18 protein-coding genes are annotated in these 15003 nt (G+C 28.6%); 8 read left to right on the top strand and 10 right to left on the bottom strand.

Annotated features, from left to right (window positions below):
• The first annotated feature begins 4 nt into the window (after window positions 1–4).
• Genes H9I45_RS12585 through H9I45_RS12570 form a run of 4 tightly spaced genes read left to right on the top strand, consistent with a single transcriptional unit; the run spans window position 5 to window position 2572 of the window.
• Window positions 5–535: a thioredoxin family protein gene (locus H9I45_RS12585; protein ID WP_088353806.1), complete on the top strand. Its 531-nt coding sequence runs from the start codon at window positions 5–7 to the stop codon at window positions 533–535.
• Entirely contained in the window at window positions 535–936 is a 402-nt protein-coding gene (locus H9I45_RS12580; RefSeq protein ID WP_088353805.1) for a BT0820 family HAD-type phosphatase, read from the top strand. Before H9I45_RS12585 ends, H9I45_RS12580 begins: the two co-directional genes overlap by 1 nt.
• Before the next feature lie 58 nt (window positions 937–994).
• The gene (map, locus tag H9I45_RS12575; protein ID WP_088353804.1) at window positions 995–1801 is read left to right on the top strand and encodes a type I methionyl aminopeptidase; all 807 of its coding nucleotides are present in this window, start codon (window positions 995–997) and stop codon (window positions 1799–1801) included.
• Between the two features lie 3 nt (window positions 1802–1804).
• Window positions 1805–2572, top strand: a complete 768-nt coding sequence (locus tag H9I45_RS12570; protein ID WP_088353803.1) for a class I SAM-dependent methyltransferase — start codon at window positions 1805–1807, stop codon at window positions 2570–2572.
• Here the strand turns inward: H9I45_RS12570 and H9I45_RS12565 are convergent, their stop codons facing one another.
• Window positions 2573–3853, bottom strand: a complete 1281-nt coding sequence (locus tag H9I45_RS12565; RefSeq protein ID WP_140422751.1) for a tetratricopeptide repeat protein — start codon at window positions 3851–3853, stop codon at window positions 2573–2575.
• Between the two features lie 73 nt (window positions 3854–3926).
• Entirely contained in the window at window positions 3927–4919 is a 993-nt protein-coding gene (locus H9I45_RS12560; RefSeq protein ID WP_088354040.1) for an FAD:protein FMN transferase, read from the bottom strand.
• A gap of 122 nt (window positions 4920–5041) precedes the next feature.
• On the opposite strand from H9I45_RS12560, the gene H9I45_RS12555 reads away from it, so the two are divergent.
• Window positions 5042–5887, top strand: coding sequence for an OmpA/MotB family protein (locus tag H9I45_RS12555; RefSeq protein WP_088353801.1), 846 nt, complete (start codon window positions 5042–5044; stop codon window positions 5885–5887).
• Between the two features lie 123 nt (window positions 5888–6010).
• On the opposite strand, the gene H9I45_RS12550 is transcribed toward H9I45_RS12555, so the two are convergent.
• The 7 genes from H9I45_RS12550 to mce all read right to left on the bottom strand — a co-directional run bounded on the left by H9I45_RS12550 (window position 6011) and on the right by mce (window position 10589).
• Entirely contained in the window at window positions 6011–6490 is a 480-nt protein-coding gene (locus tag H9I45_RS12550) for a hypothetical protein (protein WP_088353800.1), read from the bottom strand.
• A 183-nt stretch (window positions 6491–6673) separates the two neighbouring features.
• Window positions 6674–7348 carry a hypothetical protein gene (locus H9I45_RS12545; RefSeq protein WP_140422750.1) on the bottom strand — a complete coding sequence of 225 codons (675 nt, stop codon included), beginning with the start codon at window positions 7346–7348 and terminating at the stop codon, window positions 6674–6676.
• Window positions 7349–7473: 125 nt separating this feature from the next.
• The gene (truB, locus tag H9I45_RS12540) at window positions 7474–8166 is read right to left on the bottom strand and encodes a tRNA pseudouridine(55) synthase TruB (protein WP_088353798.1); all 693 of its coding nucleotides are present in this window, start codon (window positions 8164–8166) and stop codon (window positions 7474–7476) included.
• A gap of 25 nt (window positions 8167–8191) precedes the next feature.
• Window positions 8192–8986 (bottom strand): undecaprenyl-diphosphate phosphatase, encoded by a 795-nt coding sequence (locus tag H9I45_RS12535; RefSeq protein ID WP_088353797.1) that lies wholly within the window; start codon window positions 8984–8986, stop codon window positions 8192–8194.
• A 3-nt stretch (window positions 8987–8989) separates the two neighbouring features.
• On the bottom strand, window positions 8990–9232 hold the full coding sequence (locus H9I45_RS12530) for a DUF3098 domain-containing protein (RefSeq protein ID WP_088353796.1): 243 nt from the start codon (window positions 9230–9232) through the stop codon (window positions 8990–8992).
• A 4-nt stretch (window positions 9233–9236) separates the two neighbouring features.
• A complete protein-coding gene (locus H9I45_RS12525; protein WP_088353795.1) occupies window positions 9237–10115 on the bottom strand; it encodes a cell division protein FtsX in 879 nt (292 codons plus the stop codon).
• 72 nt (window positions 10116–10187) lie between these two features.
• Entirely contained in the window at window positions 10188–10589 is a 402-nt protein-coding gene (mce, locus tag H9I45_RS12520; RefSeq protein ID WP_088353794.1) for a methylmalonyl-CoA epimerase, read from the bottom strand.
• Window positions 10590–10867: 278 nt separating this feature from the next.
• On the opposite strand from mce, the gene H9I45_RS12515 reads away from it, so the two are divergent.
• The 3 genes from H9I45_RS12515 (at window position 10868) to H9I45_RS12505 (ending at window position 13496) form a co-directional block, all read left to right on the top strand.
• Window positions 10868–11485 carry a hypothetical protein gene (locus H9I45_RS12515; RefSeq protein ID WP_088353793.1) on the top strand — a complete coding sequence of 206 codons (618 nt, stop codon included), beginning with the start codon at window positions 10868–10870 and terminating at the stop codon, window positions 11483–11485.
• A 617-nt stretch (window positions 11486–12102) separates the two neighbouring features.
• Window positions 12103–12855: a sensor histidine kinase gene (locus tag H9I45_RS12510; protein WP_088353791.1), complete on the top strand. Its 753-nt coding sequence runs from the start codon at window positions 12103–12105 to the stop codon at window positions 12853–12855.
• Window positions 12852–13496 (top strand): response regulator transcription factor, encoded by a 645-nt coding sequence (locus H9I45_RS12505; protein ID WP_088353790.1) that lies wholly within the window; start codon window positions 12852–12854, stop codon window positions 13494–13496. The genes H9I45_RS12510 and H9I45_RS12505 overlap by 4 nt, the downstream gene beginning before the upstream one ends.
• Window positions 13497–13574: 78 nt before the next feature.
• Here H9I45_RS12505 and H9I45_RS12500 read toward each other — a convergent pair whose 3' ends face one another.
• Entirely contained in the window at window positions 13575–14987 is a 1413-nt protein-coding gene (locus H9I45_RS12500) for a DUF5689 domain-containing protein (protein ID WP_088353789.1), read from the bottom strand.
• Between the last annotated feature and the right edge of the window lie 16 nt (window positions 14988–15003).

The following is a 15003-nucleotide window of genomic DNA, read 5'->3' as shown; positions in this document are numbered from 1 at the left end:
TATTATGAAAAAAATATTTACAATTGTATGCGCCATCCTTTTAATTTCTTGTAACGCACAACAAGAAATTACTGCAGCTAAAAATAAAAGTGGAGACTTAATTGGTTTTGCTAATAAAGAGTCTTTTATGCAAGCGCCTTACAACTCTTGGTTTACTCAAAAATTTGACAATTATACTCCAGATGAAGCCACTATCGAAGCTTTAAAAAAAGAATTAAAAGGCTATAAAATAAAAGGTTTTATGGGAACTTGGTGTGGAGATAGCAAAAGAGAAACACCACATTTTTATAAGATTTTAGAACAAGCTAATTTTAATTTTAAAAATTTAGATTTAGTTACTGTTAATCGTAGTAAAAAAACCCCAGATAATTTACAAGAAGGTTTAGACATAAAAAGAGTACCTACTTTTATTTTCTATAAAGATGGAAAAGAAGTTGGACGCTATGTAGAATATGCAAGAGAATCTTTAGAGAAAGATATTTTAAAAATCGTATCGAGACAACCATATAAACATTCTTACGATAAAAGTAAATAATGACTTTTAACAACAACCTGCTAATTGCTGTAGATTTCGATGGCACCATTGTAGAAGATGCATATCCAGAAGTTGGAAAACCATTAATTTTTGCTTTCGAAACACTGCACAAACTACAATCCGAAGGTTACAGGTTAATCCTTTGGACTTATAGAAGTGGCTCTAAATTAGAAGAAGCTGTTGCATTTTGTAAAAAAAATGGTATCGAATTCTACGCTGTAAACAATAGTTATCCTGAAGAAATTTTCGATGGAATAGACAGTAGAAAAATTCATGCAGATTTATTTATAGACGATAGAAATGTTGGCGGTTTTATTGGCTGGACAGCTGTTTACAAACAAATTTTTAACTACGAACCAACCGTAAAAAAGAAAAAAGGATTTTTCTCTTTTTTCAAATAACCCAACTACACTCTTAATTCTTTAAATTATAGTAACTTTGCGTTTCAATTTTTTTAATATGATTAAAATTAAAACCAAAGAAGAAATAGAGTTAATGCGTGAAAGTGCATTAATAGTTTCTAAAACTTTAGGAATGTTAGCCAAAGAAGTAAAACCAGGTATTTCTACTTTATATTTAGATAAACTTGCAGAAGATTTTATTAGAGCAGAAGGTGCAATTCCAGGTTTTTTAGGTTTGTACGACTTCCCAAATACACTTTGTATGAGTCCGAACTCGCAAGTAGTTCATGGAATTCCAAATAAAGAACCATTAAAAGAAGGCGATATTATTTCCATAGATTGTGGAGCTAAAAAGAACGGATTTTATGGAGATCATGCTTACACTTTTGCAGTTGGCGAAATTGCATCTGAAACAAAAAAATTATTAGACGTTACTAGAGAAAGTTTATATGTTGGTATTCGTGAATTTAAAGCGGGTAACAGAGTTGGCGATGTAGGTTATGCTATCCAGAAATTTACAGAAGACCATGGTTATGGAGTTGTTAGAGAATTGGTTGGACATGGATTAGGAAGAGAAATGCACGAAGATCCAGAAATGCCAAATTATGGTAAAAGAGGAAGAGGAAAGAAATTTATAGAAGGAATGGTTGTAGCCATTGAACCTATGACAAATTTAGGAACTCATAAAATAAGACAACATTCAGACGGTTGGACAATTACCACCCTAGACAATAAGCCTTCTGCACATTTCGAACATGATGTTGCAATTGTTAATGGAAAACCAGAATTACTTTCAACATTTAAATATATACATGAAGCTTTAGGGGTTGTTACTAATGAGGAAGATGAATTTAGAGCAAACTAGTTCGTGTATATCTTTAAATCCATCTTAAACACCATTCCAAGACCTTTACTAATAAAGGCCAGCTATTTGGTGCGACCAGTTATTGCTTGGTATTTAAAAGGTAATAAATTTACAGATCCAATAGATGGGAGAAGCTTTAAAAAGTTTTTACCTTATGGATATGGAAAACAAAGAGAAAATGCTTTATCTCCTTCTACATTATCCTTAGAAAGACACAGGTTAATGTGGCTTTTCTTAAAAGATGAAACTGTTTTTTTTACTTCTACAAAAAAGTTAAAAGTATTACACATTGCTCCTGAACAGTGTTTTTTAGATCTTTTTAGGAAGCAAAAAAACTTAGACTATACAACTTCGGACTTAGAATCGCCAATCGCAGACGTTAAAGCAGATATTTGCGATTTACCTTTTAAAGACAACAAATTTGATGTTGTTTTTTGTAACCATGTATTGGAACACATCCAAGATGACACCAAAGCAATGCAAGAATTATATAGAGTTTTAAAACCTGGTGGATTTGGTATTTTTCAAATTCCGCAAGATTTGTCTAGAGAAAAAACTTTCGAAGACGATTCTATTACAAATCGAAAAAAACGTGCGGAAATTTTTGGACAATATGATCATGTAAGAATTTATGGTCGAGATTATTTTAACAAACTACGTTCTATAGGTTTTACTGTAAACGAAGTAGATTATACAAAAAAAATCGCTCCAGAAAAACTAGAACGATTTTGTTTAATGAAGAATGAAATTCTTCCTGTATGCTTTAAATAGTTAATTAAATTTCCTTAAATAATCTACCATCTTTTCCAAAGATTCTGTTCCCTTTACAATTTTTCCGTCCTTAAAAATTTGATAAGCTCCGTCTTCTAATTTTACTACTTTAGAATTACCTTCGTAATTAGCTGTTGCGTCTTTAAGAGCTGCTACTTTAGTTCCATTTTGGTTTAACCAAACTCTTGTACTTCCATTTATAGCTTCTAATTTACTATTGTAAAAAGCACCTAAATATTTATATTGAGAGTTTGCAGATGTTACAGAACCATCTACTGAAAATAAATATCCATTTATATTATAGTCATTTTCTACATACAATGGATGCACTCCTCCACCTAAATGACCACCAAAAATATACCAATCCTTATCTAATTTAATTTCTCCTTCTTTATTATATTTACGTATAATATCACCTTTTTTTAAGGTCTTAAATAAATCTTCTTGGTTCGAAACCTTTACAAATTTGTTCACATTTAAATCATAAACCATTGGTTGGTAAGAATTGTTTGGATAAGTAACCAATCTACCATTAGATCTTGGTAGCATTACTTTTCCAAAATGTGTAGAAATAGAATTAAAATCAGATGGCGATGGTAACATATTTCCAGTACCCTTAAAGGTATTAAAATAGTAAATTTTATTTGGGTCTTCTTTTTTGTTTTGAAGAACAATATAACCTTCAAAATTAACTCCATATAGAAATTCTGAGGCTTCAACAACAATATTTCCAACATCGTTTATTATACCAAACTTATTATCTTTAGTGTAAAGTGCGTAATTATTTTTATTAAAACTATATATACTGTCGACTTTTATAGCAAGTTTAGCAGAAGTAGTTTTCCAAACTGTTTTTAAAGAATCTATTCTTTGTAATTCTTTCTGTCTTTGTAATTTTTCTTCTGCAATCCTATTTTCTTCTGCAATTTGAAGCTCTAATTCTTCGTTAATAGTTACAAATAGGTCTAACTGTTGTATGTATGACTCAGATCTCTTATTTTTAGAAATAAGAAAAAATTGTTTAGAATATTTTTGTGCTTCTCTATAGTCTTCTAATTCAAAATAAATTCTAGAACCTAAACTTGCAATATCTGGCGAAGTTATGGTGTCCATATATTTCATTGCTTTTTCAAAAAGAGCCAAAGCTTCTTTATAATCTATACTTTCTTCTATAACCGAATTTGCTCTTTTAATATAAACGTTTGCAATATCTAAATTAGACTGAGAATATGACATTGAAAATGTCATAACGCAACAAAACGCTATTAGTATTTTTTTCATGGTATTTTAAATTTCTCTTTTTGTAAGTAATGCAATATAGCAAAAATAGTATTTAAATCGGCAAATAAAATACCTACTTGTAGGTATAATTTGTAAACTCTTCTAAATTTCCATCTTTATTTAAGTAAATAAGAATCACCTCTATAGATGGATTATTTTTAATAAATTCTTTCGTTTTTTCAAGTCCCATAGCCATAAAAGCAGTTGCATACCCATCTACATCTGCACAATCTAAGCTTGCAATTACAGATGCACTTAATAAGTTACTTTCTAAAGCATAGCCAGTTTTAGGGTTAATGGTATGTACATATTTTTTTCCATTGTCTGCAACTCTAAATTTTCTATAATTCCCAGAAGTTGCCATAGATTTATTAGATAAATTTAACACTTTGTAACCAGTATTAGAATTGGTTTTTATTGGGTCTACTAATTTAATAACCCAAGGTTTGTTTTTCTTTTTAGTACCTTTTGAACGAATTTCTCCTCCAATTTCAACTAAGTAACTAGAGATCTTTTTGCTATCCAAAAAACGAGCTATTACATCGATTCCAAATCCTTTACCAATAGAATTAAAATCTAAATAAATTGCAGGATTTTGTTTTACAATTTTATTGTTTAAAATATCTACTTTATATAAACCAACTAAGTGCATTTGTTTTTCGATATCTTCTTTGGTTAGATCGTTTTTTTGTTTTTTAGGACCAAAACCCCAAGCATTTACTAAATTACCCACAGTTGGATCGAAATAACCATCTGTTTCTTTGTAAATTCTTTTCGATTTTTTAAAAATTTCTTTAAAATATTTATCTACAATAACAGTTGTTTCTCCTTTATTTATTTTAGAAATATCGGATGTTGGTATATAAGTAGAAACCGATTTATTTACCAAACGAAATAAACTATCTATCGATTTTTGATAATTTTTAGGCGCATCTAAGTATGTAATTTTATACGTTGTACCAAACACAAATCCTTTTAATGTAAAATCTGCATTTTCAATCTCTTTTTCACATGAAAATAAAGATATAAATACCAATAAGAATAGTGAGATTTTATATGTTTTCATAATTATTAAATCTAAGTTGTAAAAATAATATATAATTTTTTCATAAAATATTGATATTACCTCTTTTTGTTCATTGATTTTGTTAAATTTGTAGGAATAATAAATCATTAATTTTAAAAATAATGAAGAAAATATCATTACTAATATTATCCGGAATTTTAATTAGTTCATGTGTATCTAAGAAAGAATTCGCAGCATTGCAAGCAGAAAAAATAAGTACAGAACAAGAATTACTTACTGTAAAAACTAATTTGCAAAAGTGTTTAATTGAAAAAGAAAAAGAAGACGCGAAAATGTTCTCTCTTCAAGAACAAGTAAAATACTTAAAAGAGGATAAGAAATCTGCTCTAAAACAAGTTGAAAATTTAACTGTTTTAACACAATCTTCTTCTGATAATATTAAAACTGTTATTTCTCAATTAAGTGAGAAAGACAAATATATTAATGGAGTTAGAAAAGCAATGACTCAGAAAGATTCTATTAACTTGGCTATTAAATATCATTTAACTAGAAACTTAACAGATGGTATACAAGATAAAGATATCGAAGTAAATGTAGAAAAAACTGTTGTTTTTATTTCTATCTCAGACAAATTATTGTTTAAAAGCGGAAGCTATAATGTAACAGACAATGCTTACACTGTTTTAGAAAAAATAGCAAAAGTAATTAAAGATCAACCTCAAATGGAAGTTATGATTGAAGGTCATACAGATTCGACTCCAATTAAGAGAGATTTAATACAAGACAACTGGGATTTATCTGCTTTAAGAGCAACTTCTATTACACGTATTTTACAATACAAGTTTGGGGTTAAACCTGCTCGTTTAATTGCTGCTGGTAGAAGCCAATATGTACCTTTGGTTGAAAACAATTCTGCTGAAAACAAGGCGAAAAACAGAAGAACTAAAATTATAATTATGCCTAAATTAAATCAGTTTTTTGATTTGTTAGAGCAAGATGCTAAGTAATTTTTAGCTGTTTAAAATATTTAAAAACCACTCTTTTTAGAGTGGTTTTTTTTTGCTCTTTATTTATAAAAAAAAGGATAGATTTAGAATCTATCCTTTTTTACCTATTACACTAACTAACAACTATTTCTTATATTTATCTATCGTTTCATTTAATTCTTCACGTAAATCATCAAACTTTTCTATTAATTCCTCTAAGTTTTGTTTTACGTTTTTAACTGGTTCGTTTTTCTCTTTTAAAAGTTTTTGATATTCTTCTTGAACATCGTCTATATCTTCTAAAACCTCTTCTGTTCTTAACCAAGCAGGAATCGTATTTCCCAAATTAGCAATAGATGCTTGCATTTCTTCAATTTTTGCTGTGGTTGCTACTAAATCCATTCTCTCAATTTCGTAAAGTTCCGAATTTATAGTATTATAACCTTTCCAATCGTCAAAAGACAAAGTTCCAGTTGTACCTAGTTTATAATTAACTGTGTTACCATCTGCTAATTCAATTTTTACAGTTTTAAATGCTTCATTTGTTTTTTTTGTATCGCTACAAGATGTAAATAAAACTGCTAACAAAGCTAAAACTGCTGTTATTTTTTTAATTGTTTTCATAATAAAATATTTTTTGATTTTATAATCTCCAACAAAATTACCTAAGCAACTAGAATATTATTATCTCAAATAAAACTAAGGTTAACTCTTTAGAGTTCTCGTTAGTAAGAATTTTAAGCATAAAAAAAGGCAGAATTAAATCTGCCTTTTTTTATTTAAATATAATTTATAATGAGCGAAAATTTATTTTTTTTCAATCATTTTATCTAACTTTTTTATTTCTTCATTATACTCTTCAATAGCAGCATTTATTTTTCCTTTTTTAATTTCTTCGTTAAATTCTTCGATTGCTTCTTTATGAATTTTCGTATATTCTTTTACAGTCTCATCCAGCTCTTCTTTTAAATCGTCGAATTTTTCTGAAACTTCTTCTAAATTTTCTTTCATTTCTTCTTCAGAAGCGTCTTTATCGTCTATTAATTCTTTATATTCTTTCTGAACATCTGCAACATCTTCCATAACTTCTTCTGTCTTTAACCAAGCAGGAATTGTGTTTCCTAAATTAGCTATTCTGTAGTTCATGTTATTAATACGTTCTGCAATTGTAAAATTTTTAGACTTTCTCATATCTGCCAATTCGTAATTTACGATAGTATAATCGTTCCAATCATCAAAACCAACAATACCTTTAGAATCTATATCGTAAGCGATAGAAGTACCATCTTTCATCTTATAAGTACGTGTTTTCACCTCTTCCATTACCTCTTCTCCTTCTTTCTCCATATTATCTATGGTAGTTTCTATTTTTTCAGAAATATCTTCTTTTATATCAGACGCTTTTTTACTACCATCATCACAAGAAACAAACATAAAACTAGAAACTGTTAATGCTGTCGCAAATAATTTAATTGAATTCATTTTCATAATCTTTATCATTTTAATTAATAATTATGATACAAAATTACATGAATAACAAGCCTAAGCTTGACGCAAATAAATTTAATATGGACTCTTTAAGGTTTTAAAAAATAGAATATAAAAAACTAATTCTCTTTCAAATTCTGAATAAATTCTTCTACAGATAAAGCTTTATCCACTGAAAAATTTCCAATTTTTGTTCTTCTTAGTGCTGATAAATGAGCACCTGAGTTTAGTGCTTTTCCATAATCGAAAGCGATGGAACGAATGTAAGTTCCTTTGCTACAAACGATTCTAAAATCTACTTTTGGTAAGTTAATATTGGTAATTTCAAATTCCGAAACAGTTACAGTTCTTGCTTTAATTTCTGTAGTTTCCCCTTTTCTAGCCAATTCATATAAACGTTTTCCTTCTTTTTTAATCGCTGAAAAAATCGGAGGTTTTTGTTGAATATCGCCTATAAACTGTTTGGTAGTTTCTTCTAATAATTCTTTAGAAATATGTTCTGTTGGATATGTTTCGTTTATTTCTGTTTCTAAATCGTAACTTGGTGTGGTTGCTCCAACTGTAAAAGTTCCAGTATATTCTTTTATTTGACCTTGATAGGTATCTATTTTTTTGGTTTGTTTTCCTGTACAAATAATTAACAAACCTGTCGCTAAAGGATCTAAAGTTCCTGCATGACCAACTTTAATTTTTTTAATTTTAAAGCGCTGTTTAATTTCCCACCTTAATTTGTTAACTACTTGAAAAGAAGTCCAAGTAAGTGGTTTATCAATTAATAAAACTTGTCCGTTTTTGTAATCTTCTTCAGTCATTTATTTGCTGAAATTTAAAGTTTTATTAATTTAATAAAGCGTAACCAATAGCTATACTTCCCACAATTGCACAGTAAATCGAAAAGTAAGAAAGTTTACTTTTCTTAACTAAAGAAATCATCCATTTACAAGCCAATAAACCTGCTAAAAAAGCAGCAATAAAACCAGCAGAAATAGGAATCATTTGCGAAGATTCAAAATTTAAATCTCCACTTAGAACATCTTTTCCAATTTTACCAAAAATTAAGGGAACTACCATTAAAAAAGAAAAACGTGCAGCTCTTGTTCTGTCTATTCCTAATAAAACGGATGTAGAAATAGTTGCTCCAGATCTAGAAATTCCTGGCAACATTGCAATTGCTTGCGATATTCCAATAATTACGGAGTTCGAAAAAGAAACTTTTTTATTTGTTTGTTTTGCTTTATCTGCCAACAATAATAACAAAGCTGTTAAAAGTAACATGCAACCCACTAATAATATTTTTCCTCCGAAAAAAGATTCTAATTCCTCTTCGAAAAGTAAACCTACAACTACAGCAGGAATCATAGAAATAATAATTTTTAATGAAAACTGAAACTCTTCATTCCATTTAAACTGAAACAAACCTTTAAAAATTTCTAAAATTTCTTTTCTAAAAATAACAATGGTACTTAATGCTGTTGCAAAATGTAAAACTACTGTAAATGTTAAGCTTTCTTCTGGCACAGAAGTGTCTCCTAAAATGGCTTTTGCCAACTCTAAATGTCCACTTGAAGAAACTGGTAAAAACTCTGTTAATCCTTGTATAATTCCAAGAATTATTGCTTCTAAAATATCCATTCTTTATTTATTAGGATTTGCTAAAATTGCATAAATTTCAATTCCCAAACCAATAATTACCAAAGTTGGCGCCAAACGAATTCGTTGCCAATTGTAAATTTCTTCGTTAAAAACTTCAGGGTTATCACTTCCTCCACCAGCCATAAAAATAAAGCCTAAAGAGATAAAGATAAGACCAACTACCATAATAATGTAGTTCTTTTTTCCGAATAAAAATTCTGGTTTTTGAATGTTTTCGTTTTCCATGTAATTAATAATAAAGTTCGTCTGTTCGTAAATTTAAGAAACGTTGTGTGGCAAAAAAAGTGCTTAACCAAGTAATTAAAAATGCTACTATTAAAACACCACCAGTTAAGTAAGATAAAGAAACATAATCCTTTAACAAACCTAAGCTTGGTGCAAATTTATCTGCATAATAAATAACAACAGCCAGGCCAATTAATGCTAAAAACGCACCAATAAAACCTAATCTTATACTTCGCCAAATAAAAGGTTTTCTAATAAAACTTTTTGTTGCACCAACCATTTGCATGGTTTTTATATTAAATCTTTTAGAGTAAATTGAAAGTCGAATAGAACTATTAATTAAAATAATTGCTACCAAACCAAAGAAACCACTTAAAACTAACAACCAAAAGCTAATTCTTTTAATGTTTTTTGTAATTAAATTTATAAGCAATTTATCGTAAGTAACTTCTGCAACAAATGCATTTTTAAGAAAACGTGTTTCTAGTTCTTGCATTTTTTCTGGTGTTACAAATGCCGCTTTTAAATAAATATCTATTCCGTTTTTTAATGGATTTTCTCCAACAAACTTCATAAAATCTTCGCCAATTTCTTTGCTGTAATTTTTTGCAGCTTGCTGTTTAGAAGTATAAATAATTCTTTTTGTGAATTCTTCTTTTTGTAGAGATTCCTTAAAACCATCTATTTGTTTTCTACTTACATTATCTTTTAAGAACAAGGTAACAGCCACTTTTTCCTTTACACGATTGGCAACCAAGGTAGATTTTAAAAGTACAAAACCTAAAACACCTACCATAAAAAGTACCAAAGCAATACTTATTACAACAGAAATGTAAGAAGATGCTAAACGTCTTTTTTGATAAGATTCAAATTTTGAAGCCATTCGTACTATTTTTTTAACGGTGCAAGATAATAATTCGTGAGCATTTGACAGTGTTCGTTAGCAGTATTTTAACTAATCTCTTTCTTGACATAGTTCTATTAAAACACCATTAGTAGATTTTGGATGCAAAAAAGCTACTAACTTGTTGTCTGCTCCTATTTTAGGTTCTTTATTTAAAACTACAAAACCTTCTTTTGTAAGTCTTTTTATTTCTGCTTTTATGTTAGAAACTGCAAATGCAATATGATGAATTCCTTCTCCCTTTTTATCAATAAACTTTGCAATCGCACTTTCTGGATTTGTAGCTTGTAATAACTCAATTTTATTAGGTCCAGATTTAAAAAACGCTGTTTTTACACCTTCAGAAGCTACTTCTTCCACTTTATAATGTGGTTTTCCAAAAAGTGATGCAAATAACGTATTCGAAGTTTCTAAATCTTTAACTGCGATTCCAATATGTTCTATTTTTTTCATATTGTAAAAATAGAAAAAACACCTCAAATAAAATGAGGTGTTTTTTTTCGCAATCTTCCCTAAGTAATAAAACTTCTTTTTCTGCTACAAAATTGAAATTATTGTTTCATAAATCTATCAGGCATTACATTATAAATTCTACAGGAAAAACACCCTAAAAAATATATTAAAAAAAACTTACTCTACTATTTAACAGGTACTTAATATTTTGAATGAAATATTTTAGCCGATAATAAACATAAATATGTATTTTGTATGAAATTTAAAATTAACCAATTATGAAATTAAATTATTTTGTTTTTGCACTTTGTATAAGTGTACTTTTTTCGTGTGATCCAGTAAAACCAAAAGATTGTAATTCTTGTTACAATAATAACGAAAGGCCATCTACTGCTTTAACTTACCAAGAAATGGCATCGATGTTCGAGGAATATGATAACAATCAAAAGAAAGTTTTAGATGAGAATGCTGGTGGTGTGGAAACTATTTCTATGCATTATACAATAGAACAACTTAAACAATACATTGCTTATATTGAGAGATTGTCTAAAGAAAAAGATATTCCCTTAGAAGGAATACGAATTTTTTCTGCTGCTTATCCAGCAAATTATAAAGATGAAAAACTACAAAAAAAGCAAACCTTAATTCTTTCACCTACAACAACTATTAAAGGGAAGAAAAATGTTGCTTACGAGCCTTTATATTCAGATAATGGAAACCCAGTTGCTATGCAAGAGTTTTTAAACAAGTTTACAAACGAAAATACGAGAAAGGTAAGTAGAGCAAGTATTTTACCAAATATTTTTGCAAGATTAAGCCCTCCACAAGACTTGGAAAGCTCTAGTGCAAATAGAAGTAATGTATATCCTCCTTACCATAATTCAGGTAATGAATAATCTAATCTATTTTTTTTCATTTATATCTTTAATCTTATTTCTTATATATAGAAGTAAGATTAAAGATATAAATATCAACTATTTTATAGGATTTTTATTTTGTATGTTTACGCTTGATTTTGTAGGTTATATCTTAGCTTACCTTAAAGTTATAGTCACCAATATTATTTTCTATAACTTATTAATTGTATTACAATATAATTTATTGTTTCTATTTTATAGGGGAATAATACAAGAAAAAAATACTAAAAAATTTTTAACTTTTTCTTTTTATATTTTTAATTTAACTTTTTAATAACATCTTTATATCAAATAACACAAGGTTTATTTTTAACACCTTACAATAGTATTTCGGACATTATCGGCTCAATTTTAATTAGTATAGTTTTAATATTATATTTAAAAGAAGTTTTAAATTCTGATAAAATTTTAGATTATAAAAAAACACTTTCTTTTTGGATTACTTTTGGTTTACTTCTTTATTATTTGGCATCAATTCCTTTTGTATCAATATTTCCTAAAATGGATGGATTATCGGAAAATACTTTAGATTTTATTTTTAATGTTCAAAGAGTTTTAGCAATTTTAATGCATTCTTGTTTTATATTTGGAATCTTATGGAGTCAGAAGAAAGTCAAATAATTTTATACATATCTACAATTATTATTGTTTTTATTATTATTTCTATTATACTGTTATTTGCAGTTTTTCAAAAACGTAAGAATAAATTATTATTAAAGCAAAAAGCAACAAAAAAACGTTTCGAACGTGAAATTATAGAAACACAAATAGAAATTCGAGAAGAAACATTGCGAAATATTAGTTGGGAACTGCATGATAATATTGGTCAGCTTTTAACATTAGCAAAAATACAGCTACAAAATGCAACACCAGAAAATATAAAAGACGTTTCCCAAACTATTTCTAAAGGTTTAAATGAAGTGCGAGCTTTATCAAAATTAATTAATCCAGAAGCGATTAAAAATATTGAATTAGAAGAAGCAATTCAATTGGAAATAGATCGTTTTAATCGCCTTAATTTCATTGATTCTAGTTTAACTATCAAAGGAAAAGAACAACAAATTGATAAAAAAGTAAGTATTGTTATATTTAGAATTTTACAAGAATTCTTTTCGAACACAATTAAACATTCTAAGGCTTCTAAATTGGATGTAGTTTTAAAATACACAGAAAAGGAAATGATTGTCTCTGCCCAAGATAATGGAATTGGTTTTTTAGCTTCCGAAGAAAAAGGCAAAGGAATTGGACTTGATAATATTTCTAATAGAGCAAAGTTAATTGGAGCAGAAGCTGTTTTTACATCAGAAAAAAATAAGGGAACAACACTTTTAATACATTACAAATTATGATAAAAAATTCGGTAGTAATTGTTGATGACCACACATTATTGTCTCAAGCAATTGCAGGCATGGTTAATTCTTTTGACAAGTTTAAAGTATTGTATACTTGCAAAAACGGACAAGAATTAATTGATAAATTTAATGCTTCTCCGCAAAATATTCCAGACGTTGTTTTAATGGACATTAATATGCCAATTATGAATGGAATTGAAACCACAGCTTGGATTTCGGAAAACCATAGTTATGTAAATGTAATGGCATTGTCTGTGGAAGATGCAGATACTACAGTTTTAAAAATGCTAAAAGCAGGTGCAGTTGGTTATCTTTTAAAAGATACTGAGAAAACTGTTTTAGAAAATGCATTGTTAGAAATAGTAGAAAATGGTTTTTTTCATACAAAAAATGTAACTAATTTATTAATGCAATCTATTTCTGGAAACGAAACAAACAACATTACTTTTAAAGATAGAGAAATTGCTTTTATGAAGCATTCTTGTTCTGAATTAACTTACAAAGAAATTGCAGATAAAATGTGTTTAAGCCCAAAAACAATAGATGGTTATAGAGATGTTTTATTTACAAAATTGAATGTAAAAAATAGGGTTGGTATGGTTATGTATGCAATAAAACATAAAATTTATACACCATAATTGTATATTCTCAAAATGAAAAAACCAGTAAAGAAGTTCTTCTTTACTGGTTTTTTTATGCGTTAAATTTCTAAGAAATTACTTTCCTAAAATTTTAAAATCGTCTATCATATAAGCTCCATCTAATTCTGTATCTGTTCCAGAACCAGTGTATTTATAACCTACATATAAAGTTCCTGTATAAGAAGATAAATCGGTTAAACCAGCATCTTTAAATGCATACCAAGAATCGCTTCTGTTTGCTAAATTAGCACTTATTGGTTGCCAAGTTGCTCCAGCTACATCTGTTCCATCGAAATCTGTTGAAACAAAAACCTCTAATGTATTTGCATCTGAATCTAAATGGTGTTGTGCAGATTTAAAGCTTAAAAATACATTGCTACTTGCACTCATATCTATTGCAGGAGAAATTAACCAACCAACATTTACTGCATCTCCAGATCTAAATCCACTAAACTCTGCATATCCATTTCCACTAAAAATTTGCTCTGTCCAAAGTTCGTTTCCTTCTGTTGCCACGTTTGTCCAATTTGGAAAATCTAAATTTGTGTTATCTGTACCTGCATCGAAATCTAATTCTTCTAATACAGTAAAATCTGCAATGTTTAATGGAGCACATCTTGCACCTTCCATGTCTACATCTTTAACATCGTTTAAAGCCAATACTAAGTCGCTACCATTAAAAGTCTTAGAAACTACTGCAGATATACTTCCACCTCCAGAAGGTAAAACTGAAAATTTAAAACTTGCAAAAGCACTTGTTTCTAAGATAAAGTTCGAATATCCAAAACCGTCACAAGCTTCTAACATTCTTTGTGTATCGAACGCATCATTAGCATCTACATATGTTTTTCCTGCTAAACTCGTAGGAAATTGAGCATCGCTAATTTTTACAAAAAGACCAACATGACTGTCGTTTAATTCAGATAATTTAATTTCTAAACCTACTAATTCTTCTGTATTTCCTGCTCTTAAAGTTAAAGTTTCTACTTGGTTTAATGATAAGTTTTCTATTTCATCATCTTCATTTTTAGAACCACCAATTGCTATAACTCCATCTCCAGATCTTGTTTCTCCAATAAATAAACCTTTTAGGTTTACGTAAACTTCTCTTCCTAAATTATATTTATTGTAAGAGTCTGTTAACTCAATCGCAATTTTAATTGCTGCAGTTGGGCTACTTGGTGTATCTTGGATAAAAAGTTCTTTGTAGAAGTTTCCAGAAATATCCGAAGATGTTACGAATCCTTTTACTACCAAATCTGAAGTGATTTCTGTTGCTTGACCACTAACAAATAAACCTTTTAAATTAGATATTGAAATTTCTTGTAAAGTTCCTGCAGTTACTGCTGCTTTAATTGCTTCTACTGCTGCATTTTCTTCTGCTCCTAAATTTTGTGGTACAGTAAAGTCTCCATCTTCTACACAAGAGGTAAAAGATATACTAGTAATTAATGCTAGTACTAAGATTATTATTTTATTTGTTTTCATTTTAATTTGTTTTTTT

It is taken from the genome of Polaribacter haliotis (assembly GCF_014784055.1).
Lineage (GTDB): Bacteria > Bacteroidota > Bacteroidia > Flavobacteriales > Flavobacteriaceae > Polaribacter > Polaribacter haliotis.
This window is presented reverse-complemented; position numbering and strand designations above follow the sequence as displayed.

Excerpts from the sequence above, each read along its gene's own strand:
- H9I45_RS12500 (WP_088353789.1), bottom strand. The coding sequence starts at position 14,987 with ATGAAAACAAATAAAATAATAATCTTAGTACTAGCATTAATTACTAGT.
- H9I45_RS12510 (WP_088353791.1), top strand. The coding sequence starts at position 12,103 with ATGGAGTCAGAAGAAAGTCAAATAATTTTATACATATCTACAATTATT.
- map (WP_088353804.1), top strand. The coding sequence starts at position 995 with ATGATTAAAATTAAAACCAAAGAAGAAATAGAGTTAATGCGTGAAAGT.
- H9I45_RS12560 (WP_088354040.1), bottom strand. The coding sequence starts at position 4,919 with ATGAAAACATATAAAATCTCACTATTCTTATTGGTATTTATATCTTTA.
- mce (WP_088353794.1), bottom strand. The coding sequence starts at position 10,589 with ATGAAAAAAATAGAACATATTGGAATCGCAGTTAAAGATTTAGAAACT.
- H9I45_RS12585 (WP_088353806.1), top strand. The coding sequence starts at position 5 with ATGAAAAAAATATTTACAATTGTATGCGCCATCCTTTTAATTTCTTGT.
- H9I45_RS12550 (WP_088353800.1), bottom strand. The coding sequence starts at position 6,490 with ATGAAAACAATTAAAAAAATAACAGCAGTTTTAGCTTTGTTAGCAGTT.
- H9I45_RS12505 (WP_088353790.1), top strand. The coding sequence starts at position 12,852 with ATGATAAAAAATTCGGTAGTAATTGTTGATGACCACACATTATTGTCT.
- H9I45_RS12545 (WP_140422750.1), bottom strand. The coding sequence starts at position 7,348 with ATGAATTCAATTAAATTATTTGCGACAGCATTAACAGTTTCTAGTTTT.
- H9I45_RS12530 (WP_088353796.1), bottom strand. The coding sequence starts at position 9,232 with ATGGAAAACGAAAACATTCAAAAACCAGAATTTTTATTCGGAAAAAAG.
- H9I45_RS12555 (WP_088353801.1), top strand. The coding sequence starts at position 5,042 with ATGAAGAAAATATCATTACTAATATTATCCGGAATTTTAATTAGTTCA.
- H9I45_RS12565 (WP_140422751.1), bottom strand. The coding sequence starts at position 3,853 with ATGAAAAAAATACTAATAGCGTTTTGTTGCGTTATGACATTTTCAATG.
- H9I45_RS12525 (WP_088353795.1), bottom strand. The coding sequence starts at position 10,115 with ATGGCTTCAAAATTTGAATCTTATCAAAAAAGACGTTTAGCATCTTCT.
- H9I45_RS12515 (WP_088353793.1), top strand. The coding sequence starts at position 10,868 with ATGAAATTAAATTATTTTGTTTTTGCACTTTGTATAAGTGTACTTTTT.
- H9I45_RS12535 (WP_088353797.1), bottom strand. The coding sequence starts at position 8,986 with ATGGATATTTTAGAAGCAATAATTCTTGGAATTATACAAGGATTAACA.
- H9I45_RS12580 (WP_088353805.1), top strand. The coding sequence starts at position 535 with ATGACTTTTAACAACAACCTGCTAATTGCTGTAGATTTCGATGGCACC.
- truB (WP_088353798.1), bottom strand. The coding sequence starts at position 8,166 with ATGACTGAAGAAGATTACAAAAACGGACAAGTTTTATTAATTGATAAA.